The organism is Kordia sp. (genome assembly GCF_965283645.1).
Classification (GTDB): Bacteria; Bacteroidota; Bacteroidia; order Flavobacteriales; family Flavobacteriaceae; genus Kordia.
In genome coordinates, this window is sequence record NZ_CBDIPG010000001.1 from 836,321 (window position 1) to 856,936 (window position 20,616).

16 protein-coding genes are annotated in these 20,616 nt (G+C 33.3%); 9 read left to right on the forward strand and 7 right to left on the reverse strand.

Annotation, left to right across the window (positions count from 1 at the left end; translation table 11 throughout):
- Nucleotides 1-195 precede the first annotated feature (195 nt).
- Both ACQ654_RS03410 and folE read right to left on the reverse strand, forming a co-directional pair.
- On the reverse strand, nt 196-1,512 hold the full coding sequence (locus ACQ654_RS03410) for a DUF885 domain-containing protein (RefSeq protein ID WP_430408911.1): 1,317 nt from the start codon (nt 1,510-1,512) through the stop codon (nt 196-198).
- A gap of 12 nt (nt 1,513-1,524) precedes the next feature.
- The gene (gene folE / locus ACQ654_RS03415) at nt 1,525-2,121 is read right to left on the reverse strand and encodes a GTP cyclohydrolase I FolE (protein WP_430408912.1); all 597 of its coding nucleotides are present in this window, start codon (nt 2,119-2,121) and stop codon (nt 1,525-1,527) included.
- A 215-nt stretch (nt 2,122-2,336) separates the two neighbouring features.
- Here folE and ACQ654_RS03420 point away from each other — a divergent pair, with 215 nt between their 5' ends.
- From ACQ654_RS03420 to ACQ654_RS03440, 5 genes are all read left to right on the forward strand, one after another.
- Nucleotides 2,337-4,817, forward strand: a complete 2,481-nt coding sequence (locus ACQ654_RS03420; protein WP_430408913.1) for a DUF5916 domain-containing protein — start codon at nt 2,337-2,339, stop codon at nt 4,815-4,817.
- A gap of 50 nt (nt 4,818-4,867) precedes the next feature.
- Nucleotides 4,868-5,530, forward strand: a complete 663-nt coding sequence (locus tag ACQ654_RS03425; protein ID WP_430408914.1) for an ABC transporter ATP-binding protein — start codon at nt 4,868-4,870, stop codon at nt 5,528-5,530.
- Nucleotides 5,531-5,698: 168 nt separating this feature from the next.
- A complete protein-coding gene (locus ACQ654_RS03430; protein WP_430408915.1) occupies nt 5,699-6,265 on the forward strand; it encodes a hypothetical protein in 567 nt (188 codons plus the stop codon).
- Between the two features lie 195 nt (nt 6,266-6,460).
- Nucleotides 6,461-7,927, forward strand: a complete 1,467-nt coding sequence (locus ACQ654_RS03435; RefSeq protein WP_430408916.1) for a phosphatase — start codon at nt 6,461-6,463, stop codon at nt 7,925-7,927.
- Nucleotides 7,928-7,967: 40 nt separating this feature from the next.
- Nucleotides 7,968-9,785: a cytochrome-c peroxidase gene (locus ACQ654_RS03440; protein WP_430408917.1), complete on the forward strand. Its 1,818-nt coding sequence runs from the start codon at nt 7,968-7,970 to the stop codon at nt 9,783-9,785.
- On the opposite strand, the gene ACQ654_RS03445 is transcribed toward ACQ654_RS03440, so the two are convergent.
- Complete coding sequence (locus ACQ654_RS03445; RefSeq protein ID WP_430408918.1) at nt 9,773-10,783, reverse strand: carboxypeptidase-like regulatory domain-containing protein; 1,011 nt, start codon at nt 10,781-10,783, stop codon at nt 9,773-9,775. The genes ACQ654_RS03440 and ACQ654_RS03445 overlap by 13 nt on opposite strands.
- 63 nt (nt 10,784-10,846) lie before the next feature.
- Between ACQ654_RS03445 and ACQ654_RS03450 the strand changes: the two genes are divergently transcribed.
- A complete protein-coding gene (locus tag ACQ654_RS03450; RefSeq protein WP_430408919.1) occupies nt 10,847-11,608 on the forward strand; it encodes a TIGR02757 family protein in 762 nt (253 codons plus the stop codon).
- Between the two features lie 183 nt (nt 11,609-11,791).
- On the opposite strand, the gene ACQ654_RS03455 is transcribed toward ACQ654_RS03450, so the two are convergent.
- Both ACQ654_RS03455 and ACQ654_RS03460 read right to left on the reverse strand, forming a co-directional pair.
- Nucleotides 11,792-12,043 carry a hypothetical protein gene (locus tag ACQ654_RS03455; RefSeq protein ID WP_430408920.1) on the reverse strand — a complete coding sequence of 84 codons (252 nt, stop codon included), beginning with the start codon at nt 12,041-12,043 and terminating at the stop codon, nt 11,792-11,794.
- 282 nt (nt 12,044-12,325) lie between these two features.
- Nucleotides 12,326-13,882 (reverse strand): NAD(P)/FAD-dependent oxidoreductase, encoded by a 1,557-nt coding sequence (locus tag ACQ654_RS03460; RefSeq protein WP_430408921.1) that lies wholly within the window; start codon nt 13,880-13,882, stop codon nt 12,326-12,328.
- Nucleotides 13,883-14,074: 192 nt separating this feature from the next.
- Here ACQ654_RS03460 and ACQ654_RS03465 point away from each other — a divergent pair, with 192 nt between their 5' ends.
- Nucleotides 14,075-15,064: a hypothetical protein gene (locus tag ACQ654_RS03465; RefSeq protein WP_430408922.1), complete on the forward strand. Its 990-nt coding sequence runs from the start codon at nt 14,075-14,077 to the stop codon at nt 15,062-15,064.
- A 119-nt stretch (nt 15,065-15,183) separates the two neighbouring features.
- Here the strand turns inward: ACQ654_RS03465 and ACQ654_RS03470 are convergent, their stop codons facing one another.
- Together ACQ654_RS03470 and ACQ654_RS03475 are read right to left on the reverse strand one after the other, a co-directional pair.
- Nucleotides 15,184-16,272: an NAD(P)/FAD-dependent oxidoreductase gene (locus tag ACQ654_RS03470; RefSeq protein ID WP_430408923.1), complete on the reverse strand. Its 1,089-nt coding sequence runs from the start codon at nt 16,270-16,272 to the stop codon at nt 15,184-15,186.
- 161 nt (nt 16,273-16,433) lie between these two features.
- Entirely contained in the window at nt 16,434-18,539 is a 2,106-nt protein-coding gene (locus ACQ654_RS03475; protein WP_430408924.1) for a LodA/GoxA family CTQ-dependent oxidase, read from the reverse strand.
- 154 nt (nt 18,540-18,693) lie between these two features.
- On the opposite strand from ACQ654_RS03475, the gene ACQ654_RS03480 reads away from it, so the two are divergent.
- Nucleotides 18,694-19,257, forward strand: a complete 564-nt coding sequence (locus tag ACQ654_RS03480; protein WP_430408925.1) for an NUDIX domain-containing protein — start codon at nt 18,694-18,696, stop codon at nt 19,255-19,257.
- 361 nt (nt 19,258-19,618) lie between these two features.
- Nucleotides 19,619-20,497: a DUF4238 domain-containing protein gene (locus ACQ654_RS03485; protein WP_430408926.1), complete on the forward strand. Its 879-nt coding sequence runs from the start codon at nt 19,619-19,621 to the stop codon at nt 20,495-20,497.
- Nucleotides 20,498-20,616: the final 119 nt, after the last annotated feature.

The window sequence follows — 20,616 nt, forward strand, 5'->3', positions numbered from 1 at the left end:
CATTTCAGTTAATGTTTTTCATACTAATATTTTCTATTACAGTTGTTTGTATTAAATATTTCTTTGAAAAAAAATGGTAAGATGAAGCTTACACGGATATAATAGATCAAAAGAAAATATGCTTACTTAAAGAATATACTGTAACGACTGAATAAATTTGAATAATATTAACTTGTTTTTTTTAAGTTAAACTAGTTAATTCCCAAAAATCTCCGTATCCATCACCGAAAACGGTAATGCTCCATTTTGTAAAATTTGTGTGTGAAACGACAACCAAGGAAATGATTTTTCTTTTGACAAAATAGCATCAATAGCCGCTTTCCATTGCAGAATTTTATTCGCGCCATATTTATATGTAATTACTTGTGCTGGCCAACGTTTCATACGAGTAATTTCGCGTTGTGCAATATCATCTTGTCCTTTGATATGTTGTTGCCAAAATTTCAACGCTTTTTCGTCGCTCCAATCATAATAATTTAAACCAACATCCATTGCAACACGCACCGAACGAATGATGTCCCATTCCCACTTTCCGAGTTCGTCATATTTGGTGGTATACGTTCCAAACTCGTGAATGAGTTCTTCTACATACGCCGCCCAACCTTCACGGTAACCATTGTATGAAAATAATTGTCTCGTACTTGATTTCTCTAGTTGTTCTTCAAATTTAATTTGATAATGATGCCCAGGAATGGCTTCATGAAAGTAAATCCATGCAACTTGTCGTGTATTAAATGGTTTATCAAAATAATTGTAATAGAATGTACTTTTAATTTCGTTGTAATATGCAGGAACTTGTGCGTACGCTTTGTTTTTTCCCTGCTCAATATATACATCTGGAAGTTGAGCTACTTTTGGGAAAGCTCCAATTAAATTAGGCGCTATTTCTTTTTTAAAACTTTCAAAATGACTTTGAATAGTTTCGGCATTGGTGTGAAAAAAGATTGGTGTGTTTATATAATTTTGAAATTCCAAACTGTCCAAACCAGAAGCATCTTCAATTGCTTTGATTGCTTTTTTAGCCCGATCAATTTCTGATAAACCAAATTGAAACATGGCATCTGGAGTTACTTCAGCATCAACCCATTTTTTTAAAAAGTATGCATACCATTCTTTTCCCATAGGAACTTGTTGCAAACCTTCTATAGAAATTCTTTTGGGTTTTACTATTAACCACTTTTTTTCGAGTGCAATTCGTTCTAAATGCAACTCTATTTCATAGGAAGCTAACGCATAATCCAATTGTTTACTTTTCGTCAACGAACCGTAATCAATTGATTTTAAGCTATTTTTATATTTTAAAAATACTTTTTCTTGCTTACTAATATTTCGTTCACTTTGTATGAGTTCTAAATTATCTACATAATAAATTTGTAAATCGGCAATGTGCAATCGTTTAAAATCTTTTACAAACGAAGCTTCAAAAGTATTCCAATCTTGTAATGTGTTTTGTGCAAACAAAGATGTAGTACACAAAAAAATTACTAAAAATATGTAAGTATAAATTTTCAAAAGAAAAATGATTTACGACAAACTTGAACTTATGAGTTTTAAAAATTCTGTCCTAGTTTCTATTTTTTCAAAAGCACCTCTAAATCCTGAAGTTGTAGTTACTGAGTTTTGTTTTTGCACACCGCGCATCATCATACACATGTGAGACGCTTCAATAACAACGGCAACGCCTTTTGGTTTTAATGTGTTATTAATACACTCTAAAATATCGTGCGTTAAGCGTTCTTGCACTTGTAATCTTCTTGCAAAAACATCTACAATACGTGGTATTTTGCTCAAGCCAACAATATGACCATTTGGAATATAGGCAATATGTGCTTTTCCAAAAAAGGGTAAAATATGATGTTCACACAACGAATACAATTCTATATCTTTTACAATCACCATCTCGTTATAATCTTCGGCAAACATGGCTCCTTTTAAAATTTCGGTGGCATCTATATCATACCCTTGCGTTAAAAACTGCATAGCTTTTGCCGCACGTTCAGGAGTTTTCACCAAACCTTCGCGCTTTGTATCTTCGCCAAGTTCCTCAATAATAGCTTTATAACGACCTTTTACTTCGTTCGTGACTTCTATATTATACTCTTCTAATTTTCTATAAGGCATTATTCTATAATTTCAATTTCATTGTTGCTAAAGATAGTTAAAAAAACTTCATCAAAACTCTGTTGAAACAGCGTATTTGTTAAAAATTTTAAGTAATATTTAACTTTTTTTTAGGAAAAAAAGTGAAGTATCCACCTAGTTTTGCGTTGTCTTACTGTAACAACAATAATTTCCCTTGCTCTTTAAGATATCATCAATCAAAAAAACTGTAACCAATGAGCCGCCTTTTAGTATTCGTACTACTTTTTTCATTTTGCCTTAATTCTGTTGCTCAAGATAGTATTCCTAAGAAAACCTATACCATAAAACGAACTACTATTCCTCCAAAAATTGATGGAGTTTTAGATGATGAAGTATGGAAAAATGCAGCTATAGCAAGCGATTTCATTCAATTTAGACCTGATATTGGAAATACATTACCCGAACATCAAAAAACGGTCGTGAAAATGACCTATGATGATGAAGCAATTTACGTTGCGGCATATTTATATGACAAGCCAGAAAATATTATGCGTCAATTTACAACGCGTGATAATTTTGGAATTAATGATTTTTTCATCATTGCCATCAATCCAAATAATGACGGACAAAACGATACCTATTTTGTAGTATTTCCAAATGGAAATCAAGCAGATGCAATTGCAAATCCTTCTGTTGGAGAAGATTATAGTTGGAATTCCGTTTGGCAAAATTCTGCCAAAATTGTAGATGATGGTTGGATTGTGGAAGTAAAAATCCCATATCGTACGCTTCGCTTTACAAATCAAGAAGAACCAACTTGGGGAATTCAATTTCACCGACAGTTTCGAAAAACGAGAAAACAATATACATGGAATGCCTTTGATCCGACAAAAGGATACATTGGATTATATGCAGGAGAAATGAAAGGTTTGCGTGATGTGAAACCACCAACACGACTAATTTTTTATCCGTTTACTTCAACTGTGATTCGTTCACGTGATGGCGAAACGACCGATGAATATAATTTTGGAATGGACGTAAAGTACGGAATTACCGAAAACTTTACATTGGATGCTACGTTGGTTCCCGATTTCAGTCAAGCTGGATTTGACAACCTTCAGTTAAACTTAGGTCCATTTGAACAAACGTTTTCAGAACAGCGGCAATTTTTCACGGAAGGTGTCGATTTATTTAATAAAGGAAATTTATTCTTCTCACGACGAATCGGAAATGCGCCTTCGAGAAGTGCTGATACTGCCGATAATGAAGAAGTTGTTGACTCGCCAAATGAAGTGAAACTGATTAACGCCGTAAAAGTTTCAGGAAGAACTAAAAACGGATTGGGAATTGGCTTTTTTAATGCAGTTACAGAAAAAACAAAAGCAACGATACAAAATACAAATACAGGCGAGTTTAGACAAGAAGTCGTGGAACCGTTGACGAATTACAACATTATGGTGGTTGATCAGCAGTTTAACAAAAATTCGTCTATTAGCCTGATTAACACAAATGTAACTAGAGATGGAAGTGGATTTAGAGATGCAAACGTAACTGCGGTTGTAGCCGATATTGTAAATAAAAAGAATACGGTAAATGTTGATGCGCGTTTGCGAATGAGCAACCGAAACTTACCAACAGGAACGGAAACAGGTTTCAACTCTTTCTTTGCCGTTCGTAAAATTAGTGGAAATTTTAGATACAGTTTTGATCATAGTTTTTCAAATACAAAATATAACATCAACGATTTAGGGTTAAATTTCCGAAACAATTTTAACAATTTCGGAATTGACGCTTCGTATGAGATTTTTGAACCAACAGAAAAATTGAATAATTTTAGAATTAACAGTTGGGTAAATTATCGTCGTTTATACAGTCCGGATGCATATACAGGTGCAAACTTTGGCGTGAATTTATTTGGTGTATTGAAGAAATCGTTAATGGCTTTTGGCGCAGATGCTAGTTTTGCACCAGGAAAACAATTTGACTTTTTTGAACCACGTGATTTTGATAACAAACGTTTTTTTATCACGGAAAACCAATTCAACGCAGGTGGATTTATTTCTACAGATTACAACAAAACTTTTGCTCTTGACATGCGTTTAGGGTTTAACACGTTCTTTGAAAAAGAACAAGGTTTTACGAGGTATAGAATAAATGTTGAGCCAAGAGTTCGTGTAAATGATAATTTTATTGTGAGCTACCAAACATCATTAAACATTGAAAATAATCGTAGAGGTTATGCTAATAGTTCCAATGATTTAGAGAATGAAATTATTTTTGGACAACGCGATCAAATTATATTGGTGAACAGTATTTCTGGGAATTATAGCTTCAATTCGTTTCACGCCTTAAACTTAACATTTAGAAACTATTGGTCTACGGTAGATTATGACGAAACTCCGTATTTCTTAAGAGATAGCGGTCGTTTGGTACAATCGCAAAGCACTTTTGAAACGTTGAATTTAGGAAACTCAAACATTAATTTCAGTACTTGGAATTTAGACTTAAATTATACGTGGCAATTTGCGCCAGGTAGTTTTTTAACTGCTTTGTATAGAAATCAAATATTCAATCAAACAGAAGCTTCAGCAGATACATATTTTAATAGTTTAAATAAACTTTTTGATGAACCTATTGATCATACATTTTCATTGCGTTTGGTATATTTTATTGACTATAACAATGTGAAAAATATCTTCAAAAAGAAAAAAAGAAGCGGTAAAATCAATTCTTAATTGTGCATCACAGCTTTATGTAGTAAATTGGAACTTATTATAGATAATCCATGATTACAGCGAAAAATATACGCAAACGTTACGGCGATTTAGAAGTTTTAAAGGGTATTAATTTAACTATTAAAAAAGGTGAAATTGTTTCCATTATAGGTGCTTCAGGTGCTGGAAAAACAACCTTACTTCAAATATTAGGAACTTTAGATAAAATGTCTCCCAGTAAAAGTAGTTCCTTGATTATTAACAATGTAAAAATGGAAAAGCTTTCTGAGAAAGATTTGGCTAAGTTTCGAAATAATCATATTGGATTTATCTTTCAGTTTCATCAATTACTTCCTGAATTTACGGCAATTGAAAATGTATGCATTCCTGCATTTATCAAAAACACCAACAAAGCAATAGCTGAAAAAAGAGCTAAAGAGTTGTTAGACTTCCTAGGATTATCGCACAGATATAATCACAAACCGAATGAACTTTCTGGTGGAGAACAACAACGTGTAGCTGTAGCAAGAGCTTTGATGAATAAACCTGCAATTATTTTTGCCGATGAACCAAGTGGAAACTTAGATTCAGAATCTGCCGAAAACTTACACAATCTATTTTTTAAACTTCGTGATGAATTTGGACAAACATTTGTCATTGTCACACATAACAAAGAACTTGCCGATATGGCAGATCGTAAGATTGTGATGCGAGATGGGAATATTGTAAGTTAGATTATTAGATTGTTAGATGGAAATTAAATAATCCTAACCCCATTTCGAGTGTCCTGAACTTGATTTAGGATCAATTGAGAAATACGTTAAAATTCAACATCTATAATTTTTCATTTTTCGTAACGCAACCTTTTCATACTTTTTTCATCTAATAACAAAAAACAATTCATGAGAAATAAAATTTTCAAAATCTATGCGCTTGTCTTAGTCGCTCAAATATTCTTATATGCCTGCTGTGATAATAATTTTAATATTTTTGTAAAATCATTTGAATTTTCAGCACAAGATGAAGCTGATGAAGATGCTACTTCTGTCTCCAATGCCGATTTCTTTTTACAATTCGAACCTACCTATCAAGTGGATGTTGCTGCACTCCTATCTAAAAATTCGAGTCTCATAAACACAGCCTATGCTGCTATTGATTGCTTTGATGAATATACTGTAATCAAATATGTGGAAAATATCGAAGTAACTTCCGATGTACCGCTATTTGATATTCCTGCAGGAGCCTCTCTAAACGATCGTATCTTGGTAACATATAGATTTAATGCTGAAAACCTATTTACTACCAATGATATGATATTAAGGTTGAATGGAGGTCCCGCTGATTCTAATTATTCACTACGATTCGATACCGAAATTCCTGCCGAAACTACAGCAACTTTTACCTTTACAATTACTTTTGAAAATGAGGAACAACTTGTAATTACAACCGCAGCCGTAACATTTGAATAAAAAATGAGCTATTCAACCTGTATAAAATAAAAATTTTCTATAATCTTACAGCTATTAAAATTTTGATTTCACATAAACTTAAACTCGAAACGTTAACTTAATACACACGTAAACGTAAAACAATATTCAGCTAAAAATTCGCTAACACTTCATCAATAGATTTGTGGAACTAAAAATTCGCAAACCAATAAATCGATGAAAACTATTTCAAAAATTTTAGCCTTAACAGGTTTAATTACTTTCATGTCATGTGATAGTGATGATAACAGTACTGAAAATATTTCTGGTACTAACAATTCAGTAATTGAATTAAAAAATCATTCAATAACACCAGCTTTTGTAACAAAGCAAACTGAATTTAACAATATTGAAGTGTATACCATATTAAGTTCTGAGGATGCATTAACTGAATCTCCAAACTTTGTATACGGAAGTATGGCTGATGGTTGTGGATTATTGAGAAATAATGACGGGACATTTACACTAATTAACAATATTGAAGCTGACTATTCCATTGCGCGTATCACACTTGATGCTACATTTAAACCTGTAAAAGGAGAATACATTTTAAACTCTGATGCTACAGGAAATACCGCACAATGTTCTGGAAGTTTAGCAACGCCAGAAGAACACGGATATGGTCCTGTATATTTTAGTGGTGGAGAATGGGGAGCAATGCCAACAAACAATGTATTTATGGTTGATCCGTACAAAGCGACTTCTGATGCAAGTGTTGCGGAAGTATTGCCAGCTATGGGACAATGGACAATTGAAAATGCAGTTCCATTAAGCAAAAATGCTTTTGAAGGAAAAACAATAGTAATGATTGGTGATGATAGCCGTGGAGACGCTGGTGGACAATTGGCTATGTATATGTCTAACACAGTTGGAGATTTACACAATGGAAACCTATACGGAATGAAAGTTGGTGACGGAACTATTACGGATAACGATTTAATAACTGGAACTGAATACGCTGTAGAATTTGTTCAACTAAACCAAACTACATACAATGAATTAAACACAGAAAGCATTGCCAAAAAAGTAATGGCGTTTAATCGTGTTGAAGATATTGATTACAGAAAAGGTACTGCCGCTGCAAACAGAGAAATCTATTTCAATGCTACCGGACACAGCTCTAACTCAGATACACGTACAAAATATGGGCGTACATACAAATTAGTGCTAGACGAAAACAATCCGTTAACTGGAAAGTTAACATTGGTATTAAATGGTGATGACTTAGCAGGAAAAGCAAAAACATTCCACAGTCCAGATAACATCTTAGTTACAGAAAACTATGCCTACATTCAAGAAGATCCAAATGGATATGTAGATGATATGGTAAAACAACACGATGCATACTTATACCAATACAATCTAAACAATGGAGAATTAAAAGTCGTATTAGAATCTGCACACAGAACAACACAGGCCGTTGATAATGGATATGCTAGCTTTGATGATCGTTGGGGAAAATGGGAACTTACTGGAATGATTGATATTTCGGATGTTATTGGTGAGCCAGATACTTTTTTACTGATTCAACAAGCGCATTCTTGGAAAAGCGACGCCTTCTTAAACCCTGACGGTGCAGGAACTGACGCTAACAGCAATTCAGAAGGAAGTATTTTATTAGTTGTGAAAGGATTAGCACGCTAACACCATGCAAAGAAAAATTAATCTACTAAAAGAGGCTTACATGCTAAGCCTCTTTGTTATATGTATCAGTTTCCTGTTCCCGTATGCGTGTAAAAAGACGCCCGAAACAGTTATAGCTCCTGCAAAAGATACAACTGAAATTACCACAGCTATCAAAGCACAATTTACAAAAGATATTGCTATTTGTTTACAAGAAGTTCTTGCTTTGCGCGAGGCAACAAAGAAAGATAGTATTTTATATTATTTTAAAGAATCACGATTAGCATTCAAACGTTTAGAACCAATTTTATCATTTTATAATAGTGCCAATTATTATGGGTTAAACAAAGCCAATTTACCAAAAGTTGATGAAGGCGATAATGCCGAAAAAGTAATTGAAGCTTCAGGTTTTCAAGCGTTAGAAGAAGCCATTGTAGCAACGGAAATTGATACAATTGCAATTCGTGCATACGCAAATGACATTTACAGAAAACTTACACTCGAACAAAATCATAATTCTATTTTAAAACATACAGATTATAAGTTTTTATGGTTAACACGACAGGCTTTGGTGAGAGTAATGTCGTTAGGAATAGCTGGGTTTGATTCGCCAATACTATTACAGTCCATTCCTGAAAATAGAGAAGTTTTTGTAAGCTTAGCAACTTATTTCAAAATTTACGAAACACATTTCAATGACAAACAGTTATATAAAAGTTGGATTACAGCATTAGAAAATGCTCAGAAAGCATTTACAAACGCAGAAAATTTTGATGCATTCGATCGGTATGGGTTTATCAAAGACAACTTGCATCCAATGGTTTCTTTGTGGAATCAAACAGTAACAGATTGGGAAGTGGAATTTCCTTTAGAGCGAAAGTTGAACTATGAAATTGACTCTTTTTTTGATGCAGCCACCTTCAATCCAAATGCATTTAAACCAAGATACAGTCCAGACGTATCTCCTGAAATTGCACAACTTGGTAAAGAACTCTTTTTTGATGCTTCACTTTCAGCTTCGGGCACGATGAATTGTGCAAGCTGTCATCAACCTGAAAAAGCATTTACAGACGGTTTGCGCTTTTCAAAAGATAATAATGGAGACTTTGTACAACGTAACTCGCCTACATTACTATATGCAAGCTTGCAACAATCACAATTTTATGATGCACGTGTCGAAAATTTAGAAAATCAAATCTTAGATGTCATTAATAATGAAAAGGAATTTCATGTAAATACGGACCTAATTATTAAAAACTTAGAAAATTCTTCACGCTACAAAAAACGATTTGAAACCTTATACAAACAAGGTATTGATCACAAATCGGTTCGAAATGCTATCGCAACATATATTCGTACTTTAACACCTTTCAACTCTAAGTTTGACAGGAATATTTCTGGAAAAGAAAATACATTTACAGAAGAAGAAACGCTTGGTTTTAATCTTTTTATGGGAAAAGGAAAATGTGCTACATGTCACTTTGCGCCAATTTTTAACGGAACAGTTCCACCCTATTTTACAGAAAGTGAATTGGAAGTTTTGGGCGTTCCAGACGTAAAATCTTGGAAAAATGCTACAATAGACAAAGATGTCGGACGTTACAATGTGGCACAAGCCGAATTGAAACGATTTGCCTTTAAAACACCTACAGTTCGCAATGCTTCAAAGACAGCTCCATACATGCACAATGGCGTATATGACACACTGGAGGAAGTACTAAAATTTTACAATCTTGGAGGTGGTTCTGGTATAGACATTTCGTTGGAAAATCAAACACTTCCACCCGATCCGCTTAACCTAACAGACGAAGAACTAAATGCAATTATTGCTTTTATCAATTCCTTAGAAGACAAGCTCGACGAAACTTACAAGTTATAATCTAACGGCAATGTATTTGCGATTCGCTTTTCACCAAAAAATCCTCCGAAAGATAACTTTTTTGGAGGTGAAAAGTTTCCAAATTTGTTAATGTAGAATTCTTTATTTTCATACGGAATGGTCATAAATGATTTGTAAAATCGATCATACATAATTGTTAACTTATTGGTTTTTAGGTTAACTTTAGTATTTTCTCCTTCTTGCGTAATGTCAAAATATTTGTATGGTGGCACTATAAATCCTTTGTGAAAAACTTGAAAACCGTTTTCTTCCAATTGCTTTTTTGCCAACGATCGCATAAAATATAAAATGGATTGTCCAAATTCTTTTTCTCTAGCTTTTACATACCGTTTTCGTGTTTTTTCACTCAATTCCGAATAAAAACTTGTACCTTCTACATATACACGTCTTGTGGTGGCAAATCCGTTTCGCGATACTTGTAAAGTAGCTTCAAACTCTTCCATTGCATACGAAACTGTATACCCTAAATATTTATTTTTAATAAGAATTGGTTTATTAGCATACGCCATGAGCGTTTTTGTGGTTGGATTAAAAACGACATCAATATCATCTTCATTTAAAATTTTACAATCGCGAGCTTCCATGCTATTTCCTATAAATTCACGCCTAAAAATTGCCATCTTCTTTTTACGTGACCACGGATCATTTTCAATGTACACAACACCTAAAGCTTCATTTTTTGGTTGTAAATAAACCTTAACACCACTGGCTAACTTTCGTACATCAAATGCTCGTGAATCGTATCCTAAATAACTGATAACCAGAGCTGATTCGGTAGAAGCTTTATAACTGATAATAAATTTTCCTTGCGTGTCCGTTGCCGTTCCATTCGTTGTTCCATCAAAATACACGGAAACGCCGTACAAAGGTTCTTTCGTCTTCTCATCAAACACATAACCCGAAAGCGTTTGTGCCGAACTGTAACACGAAAATAGAATCGCAATCCAAAAAAAATAGTATGAGTAATTTGCAAACATATAGGTGAGATTATATCGAAAATGAAAATAATAATTATTTTTGTAATAAGACTTCAATTTAATATGAATTTAACTGAATTAAAAGTCTTTCTCGATGAAAAGGTTGTTGAATACAATCAACCGAAATTTGTAGAAAGCGATCCGATTCAAATCCCGTATCAGTTTGAACAGAAAGAAGATATTGAAATCGCGGCTTTTTTAACAGCAACGATTGCTTGGGGAAATCGAAAAATGATCAATAATAACGCAAAAAGAATGATGAATTTATTAGGAAATTCACCATATGATTTTGTGATGCAACATACTGAAGAAGATTTAGAATCATTACATTCTTTCGTACACCGAACATTCAACGGAATTGATTTTGTGTTTTTTATCAAAGCATTGAAAAATATTTATGAACATCACGGTGGATTGGAAGCGGTTTTTGCAAATTCTAAAGCAGCTAACTTACAACATACAATTTCAGAATTTAAGAACGTTTTTTTCAGTATTCCACATCCTGAACGCACGCGCAAACACGTTTCTGATCCAAAAAAAGGAAGTGCCGCCAAACGTATCAATATGTTTCTCCGTTGGATGGTTCGCAATGATACCAAAGGTGTTGATTTTGGTATTTGGAAATCTTTATCGCCTTCACAATTATCATGTCCGTTAGATGTACATTCTGGAAATGTAGCGCGAAAACTTGGTTTGTTAAAACGAAAACAAAACGATGGAAAAGCCTTGTTAGAATTGGATACAGCGTTACGCAAACTTGATCCTAACGATCCTGTAAAGTATGATTTTGCATTGTTTGGATTGGGCGTTTTTGAGAAGTTTTAATATTTAATTTCTTAGGACAATTATCATACATTATACACTCTAGCTTTAAACAATTATAGATTCCAAAGATGATATTTAAATATTGAAAATCAATATGTTACATTAAAAAATTTATTTTTTTACATAAAAAAACCTCATCAATTGATGAGGCTTGTATTTTAATGTGATCAATGTTTTTTATTATTATTTGACACGATTAAAAACGATCGCATCATGTGAGAAATCAGTTGGTCTGCCTGATCCGCCACCAAATGTCATTGCCATTTGCATTTCGTTTCTAGATTTCATTTTTATGATTCCTTTTAAACGTCCAAGCTCTTCTTTTTGGTCATTATCATAAATAATAAAATCGATCGAAGTTGGAGACGTTCCAGTGTTCACCGTATATTTCATAGCGGCATTAACTCCTTGATGATTGTATGATTTGCCACCCATTATTTGACCACTAAATTCAAACGTAGCGAATCCATCATCTGATAAAGTTAGGAATCCAATATCGCCCTTGTCTTTTCCTTTCTACTTACCTATATGTTCACCACTTGGAGCTGTAAAAGAAAATAAAAGCATTAATGCGATTAACGCAAAAGATAGTTTTTTCAAAATTTTCATAATCGGGATATTTCTTATTGTTTTAATATCAGCAAGATAAATTAATATTTTAAAAAAGACAATTATTTTTTTGTAAGCATAATTTTGAAAATTACAGTTGTGTAAAATTTACAATCCTACAATTGCCGCTTCTGCACAACGTTCACCATCCATAGCCGCAGAAACGATTCCGCCAGCATAACCGCCACCTTCTCCACATGGAAATAATCCTTCAACTTCTGGATGTTCTAAGTTTTCCTTTCGTGGAATGTTAACGGGTGAAGATGTACGCGACTCTACTCCTATGATATTTGCTTGATCTGTGTAATAGCCGTTCATTTTTTGACCAAAAGCCGCAAATCCTTTACGCAAACGTCCGCCAATAGGTTTTGGCAATAACGAGTGTAAAGGTGCCGATTTCAATCCTGGTTGATAGGACGTCGAATTTAAATCTGTTGATAATTTACCTTCCACAAAGTCCGTTAAACGTTGTGCTGGTGCTACCTGACTTCTTCCACCAGCTGTAAATGCTAGTTTTTCTAAATCTTTTTGAAATTCTAACCCTTTTAAAACGCCATATTTTTCGTATTTGTATAAATCTTTGTCCACGTTAATTTCGACAACAATTCCCGAATTGGCAAATTGATTATTTCTACGTGATGGTGACATTCCGTTGACCACTACTTCTCCATTTGCCGTTGCCGCAGGAACAATAAATCCGCCCGGACACATACAAAACGAATATACACCGCGATCTCCAACTTGGTGTACCAAACTATACGCTGCCGCTGGTAATAATTCGTTGCGCTCGCCAGTACAATGGTATTGAATATTGTCTATAATTTCTTGTGGATGTTCTACACGAACGCCCATTGCAAACGATTTTGCTTTGAGAGCAATTTCGTGTTTGTGTAGTAATTTATAAATATCTCTAGCGGAATGTCCTGTGGCTAGAATAACACGATTTGCGATCATTTCACGACCATCAAGTAATTGAATTGCTTGTATTTTGTTTTCTTTAATGACAAAATCTGTTACGCGTGTTTCAAAATGTACTTCACCACCAAATTTTAGGATCGTTTCACGAATATTTTGAACAATTTTAGGCAATTTATTGGTGCCAATATGTGGATGTGCATCAACTAGTATTTGATCCGTTGCACCGTGATAAACTAGATTTTCAAAGATTCTTCGCACATCACCACGTTTTAGGCTTCGTGTATAGAGTTTTCCATCAGAATATGTTCCTGCGCCACCTTCGCCAAAGCAATAGTTTGAGTCTTCATTGACAAAATGCTCTTGATTGATCGCGCGCAAATCACGACGCCGATCTTGTACATTTTTTCCACGTTCGAGTACTATTGGTTTAAAACCTAGTTCGATACAACGTAATGCGGCATACATTCCGGCTGGACCGAAACCTACAATATGAATTTCCTTTGCATTGGATACGTCTTTATATTCAAACACATATTCACTCGCTTCTGGAAGCGCTTCGTTAATGTAAACCGCCACTTTATAATTGAAGATAATCAACGGTTTACGGGCATCAATTGATTTTCGTAATACTTTGATTCCGCTTACCTCATCTTTGTCAATACGCAATTGTTTCACTACTTTTTGCAGTACAATAGCGTCTTGTGTTTCTTCTTCAAGCGTGACACGCAGTTGAATTTCTTTAATCATGCTGCGAAGTTATTCAATTTTTTTTGGAATTGAGTTTGTTGGTTGACTGTTTGTTTATTCGTTTATGCACTTCGGCTTTGCTCAGTGTGAATGTTTATGTGAAATTACCAATTATTTAATTTGATTACGGGAAACCACATATAATAAAACATTAAGTTATTTAGTTTTACTTAAAATATTAAAAAAACTAGAATGGCAACGTTAAAAGGAGCGCTTAGATCATATGGAGCAACTTTGAGAAGAATTGAAAGAGAACAAAAAAGAAAAGCTCGTGAAGCTGCTAAAAAATTCAAGGAGCAACAAAAACTTCAAGATATAAGAAATGCTGAAAAAGCTGTTTCTGATTGGAATAATTATGTAAGTATGTTAACTTCAGTCCACAAAAACTGTACAGAATCTATTGACTGGAATTTAATTGAAAATACAGAAAAACCTATTGAACCAGAGCCTCAATTTATAAATGAAACTATCGCACATACTAATTTAAAAAATTACAAACCTTCTTTTATTGATTCTCTTCTTGGATCTTCTAAGAAACAAGTAGTGAGATTAGAGCTGTTAGCTAAAATTGCTATCAAAAAAGACAAAGAAGAATATGAATTAGCTTACGATTCTTATCTAAATGAATTAGAAGAATGGGAGGAACTTAATAATATTTGTATAGGTGTTAAAAAAAAGAACATAGCTTCTTATAAGGACGCTATTAAATATTTTGATCCGTTCTCTGATTTAAATGAATTAGGCACTCAAATAGGTTTTATTTTTGACGAAGATTATATTGACATCAATTTGTATACAAATAGTTTGGATACTATTCCAAATTATGAATTGAAGCAAACTTCAACAGGTAAATTATCAAAAAGAGAAATGCCTAAAACAAAATTTAATGAATTATACCAAGATCATATTTGTAGTGCCACATTAAGAGTTGCTAGAGAGATTTTCGCATATTTACCATTAGAACATGTAAGAATTAATGCTGTGATTAAAATGGTAGATACAAGTACAGGTCATTTGAAAGATCAAATTATTTTATCTGTTTTGTTTGTGCCTGAAACTATTGAGAATTTAAACTTAAACACTATTGATCCGTCAGATAGTATGATAAATTTTATACATACTATGAATTTTAATAAAACTAAAGGATTCAAGGGTGTTGAAAAAGCAATTTTTGAGACATAGTCAAAAAGCCAACACACTACTTCAAAAAAGCAAGATAATGGTTTTAGTGTATTGAATTCAACCGTATTTTGACTTACTCTGTAGGCAAATTTCAAAAATGAAAGAAAGTGCTTCAAAAATTATGAGTAAGAAGTAAAAAACCGCTTCCAAAAAATCGCATCTTTCCAACGTGTTTCTTGTTGGTATAAATTGTTTTTAGAGTGTAAATATTGCTTGAAAATGGTTTGCATGGTTTTTCCGTACTCGGGAAATGCTTCAGAATCTGCAAAATTCAACTTCTTTTCTATTGCTTCTGCCGCTTTTGCGGATGTGTAGATTGCGTTTGTTATTCCGTGTGATGATAACGGATCAAAAGACATTGCGGCGTCTCCGATGGCTAACCAATTACTTCCTGCAATTTGTGAAGCAACTGATGAGTTTGCGTTTCCACCTTTTAATTTAGCCTGATTGGTTTCTTGCAGAAAATCTTTTAAGTAAACAGTTTCCGCTAATGCAGATTTCCATTGTGAAACTTCTTTTAATTGGGACAAAATTTCATGTCCTTTATGTGTAAAAATAGTGCATATATTTTCGGTTTCGTTTAATGCTGAGACAATTCCCCAACCTTCTTTAAAACTTTCTACATAGACTTCATGCGTGAGTTTCGGATGTTGTATTTTTGGAATGTGACAACTTACAGCGACCAATTCATCATGAATTTCATTTTGAATTTTTAGTTTTTGTAAAACTGTACGATTTCTACCTGTTGCATCAATAAGAATTTTTCCTTGTATGATTTTCACACCTTCATTTTTTCCTAAAACAACTGTATTTCCATATACTTCGTGAATAACTTCAAGTCCTTTTTGATACGAAATCATATTGTCTTTTATGAGTTCTCGAAGTTTTTCTAAGGTTTGGTGTTTGTTAATTTTCAATCCATTTTTATACGGATTTTGATGAAAAAAGTTAATATCTGTTACACGTGAATTTCCCCACATAGAGTGATATCCATAGGTTTTTCGATATGCGTTTTCTTCAAAAATGGAAAGAAGTTTTAATTCATTTAGAAATTGCATAGCTGACGGTGGTAAAGTTTCACCAAGTGCAAAAGGTTGTTTTTCACCTTCTCTGTGTAACAAGACAAACGGAATTCCTTTTCGTTGTAAAAGCACTGCAAGCGTTATACCTGCAATGCCGTTGCCTAAAATGATGACTTGTTTTTTCACATTTTTCAGTTTTGTAATGACTGTATTCACAGATTTATTGGTAGTATTTAGTTTCAGAACATTCGAAGTGACGCTTTCGATATCTAATGATTCAAAAGCGCACATCGAATGAAATTGAGATGAAGTACTTCTTAGAGGTTTCTGCCTGCGCAGGAATGAATCTAGTTATCCTTAGAATCGTACGCTACATATATAATGTTTGGAATTCCATCAATATCTAAATCCAGTTTTCTACCAGTTACAACTCCAATATCTTTCCATTGGTACACCATATTTATCAAACCGTTCATGTAACCGCCTTCTGCGTGATATCCTATAAATCCTGTACTTGCCGTATGCAACCAATCCATTCGATTTGCATAAATGTTACGTTTTGTATCCTCTAAAATTGTTGGATCTAATAATTTTTCATAACTATCTTTTGGCAATACATGTACTGGTAAGTTTGCCGCCCACCATGATGGAATTGGATATTGTTTTTCTACGTATACAGCCTGACAACTTCCTGCGTCAGATTGCCACGGAATTCCCATCCATTTTGTTAAATCGCCTGGTGTAACTTTCCAAAACCAGCTATCTTCACTTCCGCTTTCCATTGATTTACGCACATCTTCTGCATTCATTGAGAAACCAAAATTGTTATAGAAAATTCTTTCTTGTTCTTCTTTTGAAGCTAGGTTTAATCGTACTTCACGCAATCCATAAGCACCAATTCTGTAGTTAGAATTATCTACGATAAGTTTGTATGTTTCTTTGTTTTCAGCATAAATTTCATTGTGACGCATTGGCCAAGTTAATTCTACTCCTGGGTGAAATCCACCACCATATAACGTTTCCAATACGGCACGTGTCATTAATAATGGTTTGCGCGCTTCATCTTTTGCAGATTCTAAGAATTGCTGGCGGTAAAATTCGCCCATTTCATCCATGTTTTTAAAGTTGAAACTTGCTGGCGTATAAAAATTACCATCGCGCCATTCTCTTAGTTGTTCGTAAATCATTGGTGGAATTGCAAACCATTGTGCCGGACTTCCTGGATAATCAATTGCATCACCTGGATAGTATGGTAGTTTTAATTCTTCTGTTCCGCTTCCACGATTGACCAAATCCGTTGAGTTTTTACTTGGAATTATTGGCTCATTTGCCATATTATATGCAGGATTACGGAACATATTAAATATTTTTTCACGTACTGCATCAGCTTCCGCTTTTGGTTCTTTTGTATAAATATATTTGAATGTATCTGTTGCTATTAATTCGTCAATAGTTTCTTTGAATGACGGCGCTAAGAAATCACCTAAGTTTACCCATTGCATTCTGTATAAACGATACATCATTGGGAAAACGGTTGCCAATTCTGGGGCATGCTTTTCATTTGCCGCTCCCGTAATTAGATCAAACATTGTAGAAAGTGGTTGAATTTGTGGCGCATAATCTGGCGGAGCAGATGCAACCCAAGCGGCAGTATTTGCGTCGTCTAGTTTATATTCTTCCCCAGAATCTTTTTTGCGAATGTTTGCCGTAATGCGTCCATCACAAATGTCATCATACCAATTAGAATTATCTGCAAAATCAGTATTTAAGTCGGAAGGATTTAACGCCGCAGAAATTCCGTCAGCTCCATAAAATATGAGTGTTCCATCATCATCGTATTCAACTGTTCCAAGATTTACATCTTTTGCATCAACATTCATACGTTTTGCCAACATGCTGACACCATCTTTTGAAAATTTTGAAGAAGGAAATTGTCCTTTTATTTCTTTACGTTTATCATTTTCGTCAACACTGATCGTTCCTGGATGATTTACCAAATCTTTACGAAAATTATAACCATCTTTTACTCGCAATTCTTGATTTAATACATTCGGATTTCTATATGCAGCATTAATTCCTGGCGCTAATTTATCTTTTACAAAATTTGGCGATAAGTTTTGATTGTCTGCTACTACAGATAAATCTAAACTATTATTAAAATCGTACCAAAATGGTTTTTTATTAGCAACTTCCACTGACCATTCAATATCGTAAGCAGCCGCATCAATTTGTTTTGTTGGATTTCCGTTTGCATCACATTCATAAATGTAAAAACGTTGTGCTTGTTTTTTTAAACGTCCATCTTTCGTTAAGTAATTTTTATCCGTTTCAAATAAGTTTGCCCAAGGAATTTCTGGACTAAATATTACTTGATCTTTCGTTGCAGGACCATTTCCAAGTCGTGCAATTCCGATAGAAGGATAGATTCTAAATTTTGGAGGTGTATTTGCCATAATGTGTTGATTTTTTTAGTTGCCTAAAGATAAATGTAGTCGTGTTTTTATACTAGCGTATTTTTACGTGGTTTTATGAAATAAGTAATTGTTTTTTCTTTCAGAATGATTGTAGTATTTTTAATAAATATCATTTGACTTAAATTAGAGAAACATGAAATATAGAATTATAGCAGAAGAATTGGTTTTTAATGGTTTTTTTCAGGTTAAGAAAGGAACAATTACACATGATCGGTTTAATGGCGAGCAAATTACGGTGGATCGCTTATCGTTTGAACGTAACAATTCCGTTGCAATTTTGATTTATGAACAAGACACAGATTCGTTTTTATTTACCAATCAATTTAGATATCCAACCGTACAAGAAACTAACGGTTGGTTGCTGGAAATTCCTGCAGGCTCCATGAAACCTGTAGATAATCCTGAAGTTAGAGTTCGGGAAGAAGTGAAAGAAGAAATTGGTTACGAAATGGATTCCGTTGAACTCATCAGTGAATCGTTTGTTTCGCCTGGCGGTTGTTCGGAAAAAACCTATCTGTATTATGCGGAAGTCAACTCTACACACAAAACAGCAAAAGGTGGCGGTTTGGAAAGTGAACAAGAAGATATTCAATTGGTTAAATTATCGAAAGAAATGGTCATTCAAAAGTATCAGAACAAAGAATTTTTAGATGCCAAAACGATTATGGCGATTCAGTGGTATTTGTTGAATCATTAAAAGATTGAAAATTGAAGAATTGAAAAATTGATTGGTTTATGAAATATTCGTAAAATATCATAAAGCTACAAAGTACGTCATTCTGAACTTGATTCAGAGTCTCATACTATTGTGAATCAATCTTATATCTGAGACTTGAAATAAATTCAGGTTGACGCAGTAACTATTTGACACAAAGCGGATCTACAAAAGAGTTTAAAAGTCTACTAGTTTATTTCTAATCGATAAAATATTGAGGTTTTTTTCTGGATTACGGGAAACCACATTGTGTATGTGTAATCTTTGGTTTACTTTGAATCAACTCACAAGTCTATCTGGAAAATACAATAAAAGTCTAAATATCAATAAATAAAAAACTGAAATGAGTATACCTAGAAATCATCATTATGTATCCCAAGTATTAATTAAAAAATTTCTAACAGTTAATAAATATTACAGCTATTATAGTAAATTAGAAAAGAAAGTTTTAACTAAAAGATTAGAAAGAAAAGACTTTGCTGAAAAGGATTTAAATTCAATTACAGATGATAAAAATGAAATTGATCATAAAACAATTGAAGATAATTTAAATTCGAATTTTGAAAGAGATTTTAATAAATACTATCACTCATTATTCAAAAGCATAGAGACTAATAATCTCGTTTTATTTGAACAATCGATAAAATATTTAATAAGGCTAGGTATTATTGGTGACATGCGTACTAGGGAGCATCAATTAGAAACACAAAATGCAATTTTAGGGGGATTAAGTGATATGTATGATCTTTTTTCAGATGAATTAAAGCAAGAATTTTCTAATATTATTGATACACAAAAACCTGTAAAAAATAAATTACCCATTGACTTTAATAAACTTACTGATGAAATATTATATAATATGGGGGAAATTAATTATTATGTTTTTAAAGCCCATAAAAATCATTTCTTTTTTTTACCCGATAATACTTCGATAATAAATCGATCCAAGTCTTATGAAGATATAAAAACCGATGATGGTTTGACATTGACTAGTCCTGCTGCACATATAACAATGGTAATCTACCCTATAAATAGTAAAACAATCATAGCTACTATGTCTCAGAAAATAAACAATCAATACAAAAGTGGAACTTTCAATTTATCGGAAGAAATGACTGAATCATATAATTATTCATTTATTAACAATTCAAGAGATAAGGTTATTTGTGAAAATGAGAAATATCTAAATATGTTTATAAATAAATATAGAACAAAACTCTAATTGAAATTTTATGTTTTATTTTTCTAATAAAATATTTTATCTGTTCAATAAATAGACTATCAACTACAAACCCACTTTAACAAATCATTATAAACCCAAAATCACAATAAAATAAAATT